This is a genomic window from Streptomyces sp. Tek67B01, from assembly GCF_055231995.1.
Genome location: NZ_JBUYUY010000001.1, coordinates 2,374,282 through 2,387,898 on the forward strand (window position 1 = coordinate 2,374,282; position 13,617 = coordinate 2,387,898).

Annotated in this window: 10 protein-coding genes; 6 read left to right on the forward strand and 4 right to left on the reverse strand. The window is 72.0% G+C overall.

Going from position 1 to position 13,617, the window contains the following annotated elements:
* Window positions 1–49: 49 nt before the first annotated feature.
* Window positions 50–1,291: a L,D-transpeptidase gene (locus ACV7NM_RS10470; protein WP_463410048.1), complete on the reverse strand. Its 1,242-nt coding sequence runs from the start codon at window positions 1,289–1,291 to the stop codon at window positions 50–52.
* Between the two features lie 139 nt (window positions 1,292–1,430).
* Window positions 1,431–2,651 (reverse strand): L,D-transpeptidase, encoded by a 1,221-nt coding sequence (locus ACV7NM_RS10475; protein ID WP_463413889.1) that lies wholly within the window; start codon window positions 2,649–2,651, stop codon window positions 1,431–1,433.
* A 181-nt stretch (window positions 2,652–2,832) separates the two neighbouring features.
* Between ACV7NM_RS10475 and glgX the strand changes: the two genes are divergently transcribed.
* Complete coding sequence (gene glgX / locus ACV7NM_RS10480; protein WP_463410049.1) at window positions 2,833–5,184, forward strand: glycogen debranching protein GlgX; 2,352 nt, start codon at window positions 2,833–2,835, stop codon at window positions 5,182–5,184.
* A 492-nt stretch (window positions 5,185–5,676) separates the two neighbouring features.
* Window positions 5,677–6,399 (forward strand): CDP-alcohol phosphatidyltransferase family protein, encoded by a 723-nt coding sequence (locus ACV7NM_RS10485; protein ID WP_463410050.1) that lies wholly within the window; start codon window positions 5,677–5,679, stop codon window positions 6,397–6,399.
* On the opposite strand, the gene ACV7NM_RS10490 is transcribed toward ACV7NM_RS10485, so the two are convergent.
* Window positions 6,380–6,865, reverse strand: a complete 486-nt coding sequence (locus tag ACV7NM_RS10490) for an adenylyltransferase/cytidyltransferase family protein (protein WP_463410051.1) — start codon at window positions 6,863–6,865, stop codon at window positions 6,380–6,382. The two genes, ACV7NM_RS10485 and ACV7NM_RS10490, sit on opposite strands and share 20 nt — an antisense overlap.
* 172 nt (window positions 6,866–7,037) lie before the next feature.
* Between ACV7NM_RS10490 and ACV7NM_RS10495 the strand changes: the two genes are divergently transcribed.
* Genes ACV7NM_RS10495 through ACV7NM_RS10505 form a run of 3 tightly spaced genes read left to right on the forward strand, consistent with a single transcriptional unit; the run spans window position 7,038 to window position 11,217 of the window.
* Window positions 7,038–8,243: a glycosyltransferase family 4 protein gene (locus ACV7NM_RS10495; protein WP_463413890.1), complete on the forward strand. Its 1,206-nt coding sequence runs from the start codon at window positions 7,038–7,040 to the stop codon at window positions 8,241–8,243.
* A complete protein-coding gene (locus tag ACV7NM_RS10500) occupies window positions 8,240–10,003 on the forward strand; it encodes a lipopolysaccharide biosynthesis protein (RefSeq protein ID WP_463410052.1) in 1,764 nt (587 codons plus the stop codon). The genes ACV7NM_RS10495 and ACV7NM_RS10500 overlap by 4 nt, the downstream gene beginning before the upstream one ends.
* Entirely contained in the window at window positions 10,000–11,217 is a 1,218-nt protein-coding gene (locus tag ACV7NM_RS10505) for an MATE family efflux transporter (protein ID WP_463410053.1), read from the forward strand. The genes ACV7NM_RS10500 and ACV7NM_RS10505 overlap by 4 nt, the downstream gene beginning before the upstream one ends.
* Window positions 11,218–11,455: 238 nt before the next feature.
* Here the strand turns inward: ACV7NM_RS10505 and ACV7NM_RS10510 are convergent, their stop codons facing one another.
* Complete coding sequence (locus ACV7NM_RS10510; protein WP_463410054.1) at window positions 11,456–12,967, reverse strand: hypothetical protein; 1,512 nt, start codon at window positions 12,965–12,967, stop codon at window positions 11,456–11,458.
* A gap of 108 nt (window positions 12,968–13,075) precedes the next feature.
* Between ACV7NM_RS10510 and ACV7NM_RS10515 the strand changes: the two genes are divergently transcribed.
* Complete coding sequence (locus ACV7NM_RS10515) at window positions 13,076–13,615, forward strand: WcaF family extracellular polysaccharide biosynthesis acetyltransferase (protein ID WP_463410055.1); 540 nt, start codon at window positions 13,076–13,078, stop codon at window positions 13,613–13,615.
* The last annotated feature ends 2 nt before the right edge of the window (window positions 13,616–13,617 follow it).

Here is a 13,617-nt window from a genome sequence, read left to right on the forward strand (position 1 = left end):
GGTGCTGTGGGTCACAGCACCGGGCCACCGGGTCACGTACCGGAGGGGACTACTTGATCCACTCCGACCAGTCCATGTTCCAGCCGTTGAGGCCGTTGTCCGGGGCGATCTGCTTGTCCTTGGAGTTCTTCACGACGACCACGTCGCCGATGAGGGACTCGTTGAAGAACCAGGCGGCGGGCTGGTCGTCGTCACCCGCGCCGCGGGCGTCCTTGAGGCCGACGCAGCCGTGGCTGACGTTCTCCGAGCCGAACGTATCGGCGGAGGCCCAGTAGTTGCCGTGCACGAAGGTGCCGGAGCTCGACAGGCGCATGGCGTGCGGTACGTCGGAGATGTCGTACTCGCCGCCGAACCCGACGGTCGCGCCGTTCATACGGGTCACCTTGTACTTCTCGCTGATGACCATCTGACCGTTGTACGTGGTGGTCGACGGGCCGCCCGCGGTGATCGGCAGGGTCCTGAGCACCTGGCTGTCGCGGACGACCTCCATCGTGTGCGCGCTCGCGTCGACGGTGGAGACCTGGGAGCGACCGATGGTGAAGTGGACGGTACGGGTCTGCTTGCCGTAGACGCCCGGACGGCCTTCGACGCCGTCGAGGGCCATCTTCACGGTGACCTTGGTCCCCGCCGCCCAGTACTTCTCGGGACGGAAGTCGAGGCGGTCGTTGCCGAACCAGTGACCCTCGACGGGTACGTTCGGCTCCGCCGTGACGGTGATGGCCTTCTCGACGGCCTCGGTGTTGGTGATGCCCCGGGTGAAGTTGATCGACACGGGCATGCCCACGCCGACGGTCTCCCCGTCCTCGGGCGTGTAGTGGCCGACGAAGGTGTTCGTCGGCGTAAGGGTCGTGAAGGTGGTGTCCTTGGCGGACTCCCGCCCGGCCTCGTCCTTGGCGACCACGTGCACCTTGTACTCGGTGGCAGCGGCCAGGTTGCGCGACGGCTCCCAGCCGGCCCCGTCGGCCGCGATCTTGCCCTCCACCGCGTTGCCCTTGGTGTCGGCCACCGTTACCGTGGTGAGCTTTCCGCCGGTGCTGGATATCTTCAGGACGCCGCTCGTGGCGACTTCCTTGGAGCCGTCGTCCGGCTTGACGTTGACCACGGCCTTGGACGCCTCGGTACCGGTCTTGCCGCCATTCTTGCCGGTGGCGTCGCCGGCGGCGCCACCCCCGCTGTCTGCACCGCCGCTGCACGCGCTGGTGAACAGCAGGGCCGCTCCCAGCAGAAGGGCCGGCAGGCCGGTGCGGACGCGGCCGCGAGTCGGCTGCAGGTTCACTCGTGTTCTCCCCATGTCCCCCGCGCGGACAGTCGCGCGCTTGCCGCCAGGAAATCACATGGGGAGATCACGTGAAGGCACGGTCTTGTCACCGTTCCGTCCCAACTGGTGCGCGGGCCGTGTCCTCGGAGCTCGGCACCCGGCCCCGGGGCCGTCAGCCGATCGCGGAGCCGGCGACCCAGTCGGCCCAGGAGAGGTTCCAGCCGCCCAGGCCGTTGTCCCCCGCCACCGTCTTGTCCTGCGAGTTGACCACCTCGACCACGTCCCCGACGAGGGAGCGGTCGAAGAACCAGCCGGCGGGGGTGTCCGAACCGCCGCCCTTGTCGTCACGCAGTCCGACGCAGCCGTGACTGGTGTTGAGGGAACCGAAGGTTTCGGGGCTGGCCCAGTAGTTGCCGTGCAGGAAGGTGCCCGAGGTGGTGAGCCGCATGGCGTGCGGGACGTCGGGGATGTCGTACTCGCCGCCGAAGCCGACGGTCTGGCCGTTCATGCGGGTGACGTCGAACATCTCCATCACCACCATCTTGCCGTTGTAGGTGGTGTTCTTGGGCGCCCCGGCGGTGATGGGCAAAGTGGACAGCAGTTGGCCCTCGCGGCGGACCTCCATGGTGTGCGCGGCCGCGTCCACGGTGGAGATCTGGGAGCGACCGACCTTGAAGGTGACCGTCTTGTCCTGGATGCCGTAGGCACCGGGCGAGCCCTCGACGTCTCGGAGGTTCATCCTGACGGTGACCTCGGTACCGGACTTCCAGTACTCCTTGGGCCGGAAGTCGAGCCGGTCGTGGCCGAACCAGTGGCCGACGACCTTGACGGCGGGGACGGAGGTGATGGTGATGGCCCGTTCCACGGCGGCGCGCTGCTTGATGGAGCGGTTAAACCGGAAGGAGACGATCATTCCGGTACCCACGGTCGAGCGGTTCTCGGGCCGGAAGTAGCCGATGAACCGCTCCTCGGGAACGTAGGTGGTGAAGGTGGTGTGCCGGGCCTGACGGCGGTCGTGTCCGTCGACGGCTACCGCGTCGACGGTGTACTTGGCCGCGAGCGCGAGCCGTCCGGCCGCCGGGTCGGGGCTCCAACTCAGCCCGTCGGCGGCGATGGCGCCCGGCACCCGCTCCTCTTGGGCGTCCTCGACCTTGGTGACCACCACCCGCTCCAGCCGCCCCTCGGCGACCTTGACGGTCAACGGACCGTCGGCGGGGACCCCCTTGGCGTTGTCGTCGGGGGTGATCCGGATGGCCTCGTCCGGCGACCGGGGTTTCCCGGGCAGCTGGATCTCGACCGGTGAGCGGCCGTCCTCGGTGCAGCCGCTCAGGGCGCCCAGCAGGGCCGCCCATACCGCGACGGCCGCCAAGCCCGCCCCTGCCCGCCTCGTCAGAAAAGTCACGCCCTGTCCAACGACCGGCCCCCTCGGGGGGAAACGTGGGCGCGCCCGACGTTCCGGGCGGGGCAGTGCGGGCAGAACAGTGGGAAGGACCAGACGGGGGCGGGCCCGGGCCGGGACGCCAGGGGCCGCACTCCCCTGCCCTCGCAGGTACCGAGAGCCGTGGAGGCGGGCAGTGTCGAGCGCAGCCGAGCAAGAGGCGTTGGGAACCGTCGACGGAGAGGTACGGGTCAACGGGAGCGCGCCCGCGCCGCCCGTCGACGGGCAGCCGGACGGCCATCCGCGGGGGCGACCGAACGGTCAGGTCACCGGCCTGGTCACCGGCCGGCCGGGGGGCCGGGGCGCACGGGTGCCGGCGCCCCCGGGCCCGCCGGTGTGGCCCGGGTCCTCGCACCCGCTGGGTGCCCGCTACCGGTCGGGCCCGGACGGGGTCGCGGGCACCAACTTCGCGCTGTGGGCGCCGGGCGCGGAGACGGTGGAGCTCTGCCTGTTCGACGGGCGGGGAGCCGAGACGCGCTGTTCGCTGACGGAGCTCACCCACGAGATCTGGCACGGCTTCGTCCCCGGTGTGCGGCCCGGGCAGCGGTACGGGTTCCGTGTGCACGGCCGCTGGGACCCCTGGACGGGGGCCCGCCACAATCCGGCGAAGCTGCTCCTGGACCCGTACGCGCGGGCCGTGGACGCGCGGCCCGGCAACGACTACGGCGCGCTGCCGCCCGAGGTGTACGGGCACGTGCGGGACTGGCCGCAGCAGTACATCGCGGACACCGTGCGCGACGACCGGGACTCGGCCCCGTACGTCCCCAAGGGGGTCGTGGTCCACGACGACGACGACTGGTCGGACGACGTGCGGCCGAAGACCCCGTGGGCCGATTCGGTGATCTACGAGCTGCACGTGCGCGGGTTCACGATGCGCCATCCGGGCATTCCCGAGCGCCTGCGCGGCACCTACGCGGGGCTCGCCCATCCGGCCGCGATCGAGCACCTGACCCGGCTCGGGGTGACGGCGGTGGAGCTGCTGCCGGTGCACCAGTTCGCGCACGAGGACCACCTGCTGCGCCGGGGGATGCGCAACTACTGGGGGTACAACTCGATCGGCTACTTCGCCCCGCACGCCGCGTACTCGTCGAGCGGTACGACGGGTCAGCAGGTCGGCGAGTTCAAGCGGATGGTGCGGGCGCTGCACGCGGCGGGGATCGAGGTCATCCTCGACGTGGTCTACAACCACACGGCGGAGGCGGGCGAGCTGGGCCCGACCCTGTCCTTGCGGGGCATCGACAACCGGGGCTACTACCGGCTGCAGAACGACCAGCGCAGGTACGCGGACTACACGGGTTGCGGGAACACCCTGCACGCGGGGCGGCCGAACGTGCTGAGGCTGATCACCGACTCGCTGCGGTACTGGGTGACGGAGATGGGGGTCGACGGCTTCCGTTTCGACCTGGCGGCCGCCCTGGCCCGCTCCATGCACGACGTGGACATGCTGTCGCCGTTCCTCGCGGTGATCGCCCAGGACCCGGTGCTGCGGCGGGTGAAACTGATCGCGGAGCCCTGGGACGTGGGCTCGGGCGGCTACCAGGTGGGCGCGTTCCCACCCCTGTGGACGGAGTGGAACGACCGCTACCGGGACGCCGTCCGGGACTTCTGGCGGGGCGCGCTGCCCGACGTACGGGACCTGGGGTACCGGCTGTCGGGGTCGAGCGACCTCTACGCGTGGGGCGGGCGGCGCCCGTACGCGTCGGTGAACTTCGTGACCGCGCACGACGGTTTCACGCTGCGGGACCTGGTGTCGTACGAGCGCAAGCACAACGAGGCCAACGGGGAGGACGGCCGGGACGGCACCAACGACAACCGGTCGTGGAACTGCGGGGCGGAGGGCGAGACGGACGACCCGCGGATCGGGGCGCTGCGCCGGCGGCAGTTGCGCAACCTGCTCACCACGCTGCTGCTGTCGACCGGGGTGCCGATGCTGGTCGCGGGAGACGAGTTCGGCCGGACACAGGGCGGCAACAACAACGCCTACTGCCAGGACAACGGGACGAGCTGGCTGGACTGGTCGCTGCCGCAGGACCCGGACTGGGCACAGCTGCTCGCGCTGACCGCCCGGCTGACTGCGCTGCGCCGGGAGCACCCCGTGTTGCGCAGGCGGGCGTTCTTCTCCGGGCGGGCCCAGGACGCGGACGGACTGCGCGACCTGGCGTGGTTCACCCCGGCGGGCGCGGAGATGACCGAGCGGGACTGGTACGCGCCCGCCGCGGCGCTGGGCCTTTACCTGTCGGGGCGCGACATCCCCGGCCGGGACGAGCGGGGGCGGCAGGTCAGCGACGACAGCTTCCTGGCGTTGCTGCACGCCGGGGACCGGCCGGTGCAGTGGATGCTGCCGGGCGCGCCGTGGGCGGCGTCGTACGAACTCGTGCTCGACACCTCTCGGGAGGAACAGACCTCGGCGCCCGGCACGCGCCACCGCGGCGGCGAGCCCCTGACGGTCCCGGCGCGGGCGGTGCTGCTGCTGCGGGTGGCGAGCTGAGCGGATCTCCCGCGGGCGTCGCACCGGCGGACATCGCGTCCTGCTGCCGGCCGGCCCGGTACGGGTGGCCCCGCCGGTCGCACCGGCCGACGTCACCGGCGCCGCCATGGCCTTCGACGCGTCCGCGGCCCGGACGCCGGTGGCCGACGTCATGGCGCACGGGGTCCGGTACCCGGCCGCGGGACGCCTGCCGGCCCCGGGGCCGCTGATCGCGGTCGAGTCCCCGGGCGGAGCGCGCTCGTGGGGGGGCATCGCCCCGGCCGGCCGATCCGCGCATCGGGGCCCGGGCCGCCGAACGGCTGCCCGTCCGCAGGCCGGCGGTACGGGCGGCGGTCGCCCCGGTGCTCGTGGCCGCAGCCCACCTGTCCCTCCCGCCGCTTCCGGACGTAAGAGCCCGTCCGGGGGCCTGAGCGCGTGCACGCCCTGCGATGATGTGGCCTTCGTATGTAGGTACGGCGTACGCATATTCGCACCAAAGGGGGGCTTGCGCAGATGGCGAGAGTCGAAACCGCGCTGCGGGAGTTGCGCGGGGCGCAGAAGTCGGCGAAGGGGGTCTCGCTCTACTCCCGGTTCGTCAACCGGCCCGCCGGGCGGTACCTGGCCGCCGGCTCGTACGCGCTCGGGCTCACCCCGAACCAGGTGACGCTGGTCAGTGCCGCGTTCAGCTTCGCCGCCGTGGCGGCGGTCGCGCTGGCCGCGCCGTCGTGGGGGCTCGGGGTCGCGGTGTGGGCGGCGCTCGCGGTCGGCTTCGCCTTCGACTCGGCGGACGGGCAGTTGGCCCGGCTGCGCGGGGGCGGCAGCGCCTCGGGCGAGTGGCTCGACCACGTGGTGGACTGCGCCAAGCTGACCGCCCTGCACACCTGTGTGCTGATCGCCTTCTACCGCTTCCCCGACGCGTACGGGACGGGTTCGGACGGCTGGCTGCTGGCGCCGCTGGTCTTCCAGTTCGCCTCGGTCGTCACCTTCTTCGGCGGGCTGCTCACGGAGAAGCTCAAGCCGAAGCCGGCGCCGGGAAGCCCCGCCGCCGCGCCGTCGAACCTGCGCGCGGTGGCGTTGCTGCCCGTGGACTACGGGGTGTTCTGCCTCGTGTTCCTGCTGCTCGGCGGCGGGCAGCTGTTCCGCTGGGCGTACGCGGGGCTGGGCGCCGTCGCCGTGCTGTTCCTGCTGGCGTTCCTCGTGAAGTGGTTCCGGGAGCTCAGCGCAGTTCCGCGGTGAGGGCTTCCGGGGCGGCGGGCCGCGCCAGCGCGTCCAGCGCACGACGCAGTTGGGTGCTTGAGGTGTGCACCGTGTAGGGGAAATAGACGACGTCGACCCCGTGTTCGGCGAAGTCCTTCTCCAGCCGGTCGCCCTTGGGGGTGCCGCGCCAGTCGTCGCCCTTGAAGATGACGTCGAAGCGGACCTGCTTCCAGGTCTCCACCTTGTCCGGGACCGTCTCCACGAAGGCGGCGTCGACGTACTTGACGCTGCGGACGATCTCCAGGCGTTCCACCAGCGGAATCATCGGGCGGCGGCCCTTGGCCAGTTCGGCCATCTCGTCGGAGACCACCCCGGCCACCAGGTAGTCGCACCGACTGCGGGCGTGCCGGAGGATGTTGAGATGTCCGATGTGGAACAGGTCGTAGGCGCCCGGCGCGTAGCCGACCCGATACGGCCTGCGTGCGGGCGCGCCAAGGTCGGACATGTCCTGCTCCGTCATCTCTTACCCCCCAGAAGCCACACCCCCCGGTGTGGCGGATTAGCAGACAATAGCGTGCACGTTCCGCGCCACGCCGGTGAACGAATAGGGTGACGTGCGCATCATTCAGGGGAGAAGGGGACGTCCAGTGTCCAGATCCGGTCACCGGCGACTGCTGCTGGTTTCCACCAATTACGCTCCCGAGCACGCGGGGATTGGGCCGTACGCCACCCAGATCGCGGAGCACTGGGCGGATCTCGGCCACGAGACGCATGTCCTCGCGGGCATGCCGCACTACCCGGCCTGGTCGCTGGAGCCGGAGTACAAGGGGGCGCTCCGGCGCACGGAACAGCGCGCTGGAGTCACCGTGCACCGGCGTGCGCACACCGTGCCGCCGCGCCAGACCGCCGTACGACGGGCCCTGTTCGAAGGATCGATCCTGCTGCACGGCGCCGTGGCCCCGCCCCGGATGCCGAAGCCGGACGCGGTCCTCGCCCAGATGCCCAGCCTGGCCGGCGGGGTGCTCGCCGCACGCCTGGCCGCGAAGTGGAAGGTCCCCTACGTCCCGATCGTCCAGGACCTGATGGGCGCCGCCGCCGCGCAGAGCGGGATCAGCGGAGGTGACAAGGCGGCCGCGCTGGCCGGGCGCGCCGAGGCGTACGCGCTGAAGCGCGCCACCCTGGTCGGCGTCATCCACGAGACCTTCGTGGACCGGGTCGTCGGGATGGGCGTGCCCGAGGAGAAAATCCGCCTGGTGCCCAACTGGTCGCACGTGGCCCTGCCGACCAAGCCGCGCGGCGAGACCCGCCGCCACCTCGGTTGGGCGCCGGGACAGACCGTGGTCCTGCACTCCGGGAACATGGGCCTCAAGCAGGGCCTCGAAGTCCTGGTCGGCGCCGCCCGGCTCGACCCGGACGTCCGCTTCGTCCTCATGGGTGACGGCAGTCAGCGTGCGGCCCTCGCCGACCTCTCGGCGGACGTACCGAACCTTGACATCATCCCCCCTGCCGCCGACGGGGAGTTCCCCGATATCCTCGCGGCGGCGGACGTGCTCGCGGTCACCCAGCACGCGGCGGTGCTGGACATGAGCGTGCCCTCGAAGCTGACCTCGTACTTCCAGGCCGGCCGGCCCGTCGTCGCGTCCGTCGCGGCGCAGGGCGGGACCGCCCAGGAGGTGGAACGTTCCGGCGCGGGGGTGCTCGTACCTCCGGAGGACCCGGGCGCCCTGCTCAAGGCCGTACGGGCGCTGGCCGAGGACCCGCGGGCCGCGGACGCCCTGGGCGCCGCCGGGCCCGTCCACGTGGCGGCCCACCTGAGCCGCGAGGCGGGACTGGCCCGCATCGACGCACTGATGGACGAAGCACTTGGGGGTTCCCGGCCGTGATCGAGACGAACCGGCCGGCAGCGGCCCCCGCGGAGGACGAACCGGACCTCCTGCGGGACCAGTTCCGACAGCTCCTGCGCTACCGCCGGCTCCTCGGCGCCGGCGTCGGCATCGGACTGCTGGGCGGCGTCTACCTCGGCATATCCACGGCGGACACCTATGTCGCGACCGCCGACATCGTGCTCCGCGCACCCACCGACGACCCCTTCAACCCGAGCCTGGCGCCCGACAAGGCGATCAACATCGGTTCGGAGCGCCAGGTCGCGCTCAGCTCCTCCATAGCCGACGAGGCGGCGAAGAAGCTCGGCGTGCCCGAGTCCGGCGTCACCGCCCTGCGCGGCGGCCTCCAGGTCACCAACCCGCCGCAGACGATGGTGCTCCGCTTCACCTACACCGCGTCCTCCCCCGGGGAGGCCGCGAAGCGCGCCAACGCGATGACCGCGGCGTACCTGCTCAAGCGGCAGGATGCCCTGGACGTCACCCGCGACAAGATGGTCAAGGGCTACCAGGACCAGCGCGATCCGGTCGCCAAGCAGCTCGACGACCTCGTCAGGCAGATCAACGCCATGCCCTCGGGACCCGGGCGCGACGCGGCGTACTCCTCCAAGACCGACCTCCAGAGCAAGGTCAACACCCTCAACAGCAACATCGCCAAGCTCCAGGCGCTGGACATGGCCCCGGGCCGGGTCACCAGCCCCGCGACCCCGCCCGGCGATTCCGACGGGCCGGGCCTGCCGATGTCCCTCGCCCTCGGCGCGGCCGTGGGTCTGGCGCTCGGCCTGCTCGCCGCCTGGGTCCGGCTCGTGTTCGACCCGGCGCCGCGCTCCGACGGCGATGTGGCGCGGGCCCTGCGGGCGCCCGTACTGGGCTCCCTGCCCCGGGACAAGACCGGTGGCGGGCCGCTGCTCGCCGCCGGTGAGGAAGACCCGCGCCTCGCGGAGGAGTTCCGGTCGGTGGCGTTCCGGCTCGCCTACGACTCCCGCTTCGCCGACCGGCGCCGACTGCTGGTCGTCGCGCCGCGCGGCAGCAGCGAGACCGCCGCCGCCGTCGCCGTGAACCTGGCCGCCTCCTTCGCGGAGACCGGCAAGGACGTCCTGCTCATCGAGGCCGACCTGCGCACTCCGGTACTGGCCAGCCAACTGCCGACCGACGCGGGCGGCCGCCCGCGCTGGAGCCAGATGCCGGGCGGCCCGGGCGCAGGCGGACAGCCCGGTCAGCAGGGCGACTCCGACTGGCCCGACGGACGTCAACTCGTCGTGGACGCCGGGGAGTCGGGAGCCTTCGACCTGATCCCCGGTGAGCGGGTCCGCAACGTCGCCCGCGCGTTGACCTCCCCACGCGCCACCCGGCTGATCTCCGAGGCCGACTCCCCCAACTCCACCGTCGTGGTGCTCGCGCCGCCCGTGCTCTCGTACGCCGACGCGCTCGCGCTCGTCGACCGCGTCGACGGCGTCCTGGTGGTCTGCGACCCGCGCGCGGTGCACCGCAGCGACCTGGCCCGCATCCGCGAACTCATCAGCGGCGCCGGTGGGACCGTGCTCGGCGCGGTACTGCACACGCCGCTGCCCGGCGAGAAGCGCGGCGGCCGGGGCAAGGGGAAGGGCGGGTCCGCCCCGGCGGCTCCGGCCTCCGCCTCGGCCTCCGCCCGCAAGTCGGCGCCGCAGCCGATCCCGTACGAGGTCGCCGAGGCCGAGCAGCACATCCCCGGTGACGGCACCGACACCGTCGCGCTGCGTACGGTCCGCATGGGCCGGCGGTGAGGCGCGGAGGTCTCGCCGCGCTCGCCTCGGTCCTGGACCAGGCCGCTTCCAGCGCCACCAACATCGGGGTGCTGGTGCTGGCGGCCCGGCTGTCGTCGGCGTCCGGCTTCGCCGACTTCTCGATGGTGTACGTGACCTTCACGGTGCTCCTCGGACTGAACATGGCGTACGTCGGCCAGAGCGTGGTGCTGGAGAAGGACGGGGAACGCCTCGGCTCGGTGTGCCGTTCGGGCCTGACCTTCACCGCGGTCGCCTCGGCCGTGGCCGGGGTCGTGCCGGCGCTGGTGGGCCTGATACTGCCCGGGGCCGGGGGGTGGGCGTTCCTCGCGCTGGGGCTCGTACTGCCGCTGGTGCTCGTGCAGGACGGACTGCGGTACTGCTTCTCGGCGCTGCGGGTGCCGGAGCGCGCGCTGGCCGCCGACTCGCTGCGGCTGGTGGGTGTGGTCGGCGCGCTCCTCGCGCAGCCCGAAGGGTCGTCGGCGGGGCGGCTGGTGCTGGTCTGGGGGGTCTCGGCACTGCCGGCCCTGGGACTCGGACTGTGGCTGCTGCGGCCGTACGTGCGCGGGGCGCGGGTGGACCTGCGGCCGTACGTGCGGCGCGGGCACCTGGGGCAGCGGTTCGTGGTCGAGTTCGCGGTGGGCAACGGCTCCAGCCAGCTCGCGGTGCTCGGACTCGGGTTGTTCGCGACGCCGCTGGCGGTCGGTGCGCTGCGGGGCGCGACGACGCTGTTCGGGCCGCTGAACGTGCTGTTCAACTCGGCGAACGCGTTCGGGCCGCCGGTGGTGGGGCGGGCGTCCGGCAAGCGGGGCGTGGTCCGGCTGACGCTGCTGATGGGCGGGGTGCTGGCGGCGCTCGGGGCCGGGTGGGGCGCGGTGTTGTACGCGCTGCCGGAGACGGTGGGGCGCCGGCTGCTCGGCGATACGTGGGGGGCGGCGGCGGCGCTGCTTCCGGCGACGGGGGCGCAGTACGCCGTGATGGGGCTGGGCACGTGTGCGTTGCTGACGCTGCGGGTGTTGAACCCGAAGGCGACGCTGTCGTTGCAGGTGGTGTTCTCGTTGCTGTCGGTGGCGCTGCTGTTGGGGGGGTACGCGGTGTGGGGGGTGGCGGGCGCCGCGTGGGGCCTGGCGGCGGGATCGGCGGCGAAGGCGGCGGCGGCCTGGGCCCGTGTCTCACGCCTCCCGGACCCGGCCGTATGGGTCCCGGAACCGGCCTGACCGACCGCCCCGGCCCGGCCGGAGCGAGAATGCGACTCCGCCCAACCGGGGCTCCGCCCCAGACCCCGCGCCTCAAACGCCGGCGAGGCTGAATTCAGCCACCCCGGCGTTTCGTTGCGCAAGGCGGCAACTCCAGCCCCTCCGGGGCGGAGGGTACGGGACGACAAATGCAGCCCCGCCGGCGATTGAGGCGCGGGGTACGGGGCGGAGTCCCGGAGAGGCCGGAGGGGCCGGGGGGTCAGCGGAGGCGGGATGCCTTGTCCTCGCGGAACGTCGCGACCAGCGCCAGGCAGAGTCCCGCGATGGCGATCCGCCCCGACGCCTGGAGCAGCGGCCCCCGCAGCAGGATGAAGGAGTACCCAGCGACCAGCGGGACCACCACCGAGATCAGGCTCCCCGGCGGCGACCGCCTCGTGGCCCGTTTCGCGTACCGGCGGTCCACCCGGGCGGCCGCGTAGCCCATCCCCAGCAGTCCCGCGCCCATCCCCAGTGGGCCGAAGTCGACCCACAGTTCCGCCCAGATCGGGGACGAGAGGTTGGTGTTGACCGTCCCCATCCACTCACCGATCATCACGCCCGTGTCCTTCGGCTTCCCCGGCCACACCGAACGCGGTACCGCGAAGAACACCGACCCCGCCAGCTGACGCCCGTACAGGTGCCCCGGGCCCGAGTTCGAGTAGGTGATGGTGTTCGCGAACATGCCGATCTGGTCGTAGTCCTTGAGGGCCATCGGCTCCAGGAAGGACGTCGTCTCGACCGGCTTGTAGTTCTTCTCGTCGTAGCGGAAGCGGTCCGCGAACGGGAAGACGAGGAGCGCGACCACCACGGCCATCGACAGCGCCACCCGGTACATCGCCGCGCTGACCGGGAAGACGGTGAACAGCAGCGCGAACATGACCGTCAGGAACCAGTACCGGGGGTTGGAGATCGGGTTGTTGACCACCAGGTTCAGCAGCGCGAGCGCGCCCCACGTCACGATGATCGAGACCTTGCGGCGGGCGTACTTCGAGGTGATCAGCCAGCGCGTGTACAGCAGCAGCGCCAGCAGCGCCGGCACCGTGCCGAAGCCGCGCAACAAGGCTTGGCCCGCCTGGCCGTCGCCGTTGGAGACACCCGCTTCCTCGATGCCCGCGATGATCTCCTGCCGGCTGGAGAAGAAGACCGCCGGGCCGCCCAGCTTCATGATGAACGCCGCGCTGCACAGGAACGCGAGCGCGGTGAGCAGGTGCAGGCGGCGCCGGTGCGCGAGGACGGGCCGTTTCTCCTTCTGCGAGCCGCCCGCGCGGCCCGTCGGCCGGTGTCGGGCCAGCAGCACGCCGACGTCGAAGGCGGTACAGCCCAGCAGGACGAGGGCGATGGCGGTCGTGAGGTCGTAGCGCGGGCCGACGACGGGTGTCGGGACCCGGCCGAGGACGGCCTGGGCGAGCGGGGCCACACCCATGGCCATGTAGACGAAGAGCCAGAACGAACCCTGGAGCAGTTTGCGCCGGCTCGTGAGGACCATCGCGGACAGGCGGGCACCCGCGTACATGGTGAGCAGCAGTTGCAGCCAAAAGGCGGCGTCGTGCTGGCCGTCGCCGGACTGGACGGCGACGAAGAGCGGGAGGAATACGGTGAACCCGAGGATCAGCGGGACGGACAGCGCGCGCGAGAGCAGGGTGCGGGGGGTGGTGACGCGCCCCCACCGGGCCTCGTCCTGCGGCGCCGGTACCGGCGCCGCGACGGGGGGTCTGCGAATGTCCGTTGCCACTGCCGCCCCCACCCCATGTGCCTGGTCCGCGCGCAGTCTAGTCTGAGCGGGCCGCGCCCGGGGAGGCGCGGCGGGGTGGTTGTCGGGGGCGGACGATGGGGACGACTGTTGCGTGATCTTCCTTCCTTCACGCTGGCCGGGTACGACAAGGGGCGCGGGCGGCTGACGCAGGCCCTCTGGTTCGCCGTGATGAACACGCTCTTCATGACGTGGTTCTGTCCGGCCCGGCTCCGGGTGGCGCTGCTGCGGGCGTTCGGCGCGCGGATAGGCGAGGGCGTTCTGATCCGGCACAAGGTGCGGGTGCTGTGGCCGTGGAAGCTCACGGTCGGGGACCACGCGTGGATCGGCGAGGGTGCCTGGCTGTTGAACCTGGAGCCGGTGACCATCGGTGCGAACGTGTGCGTCTCGCAGGAGGCGATGCTCTGCACCGGCTCGCACGACCACCGGGCGGCGGACTTCCGCTACCGCAACGCGCCCATCGTCGTGGAGGACGGTGCATGGGTGGCCGTACGGGCCACCGTGCTGGCGGGTGTGACGATCGGGCGGTGCGCCGTGGCGGGTGCGGGCGCCGTGGTCCACAAGGACCTGCCCCCGCTGACCCTACAGACCCGGGACGGGCGGCGCCGCCCGGTGGAGGAGCCGAAGTGAGT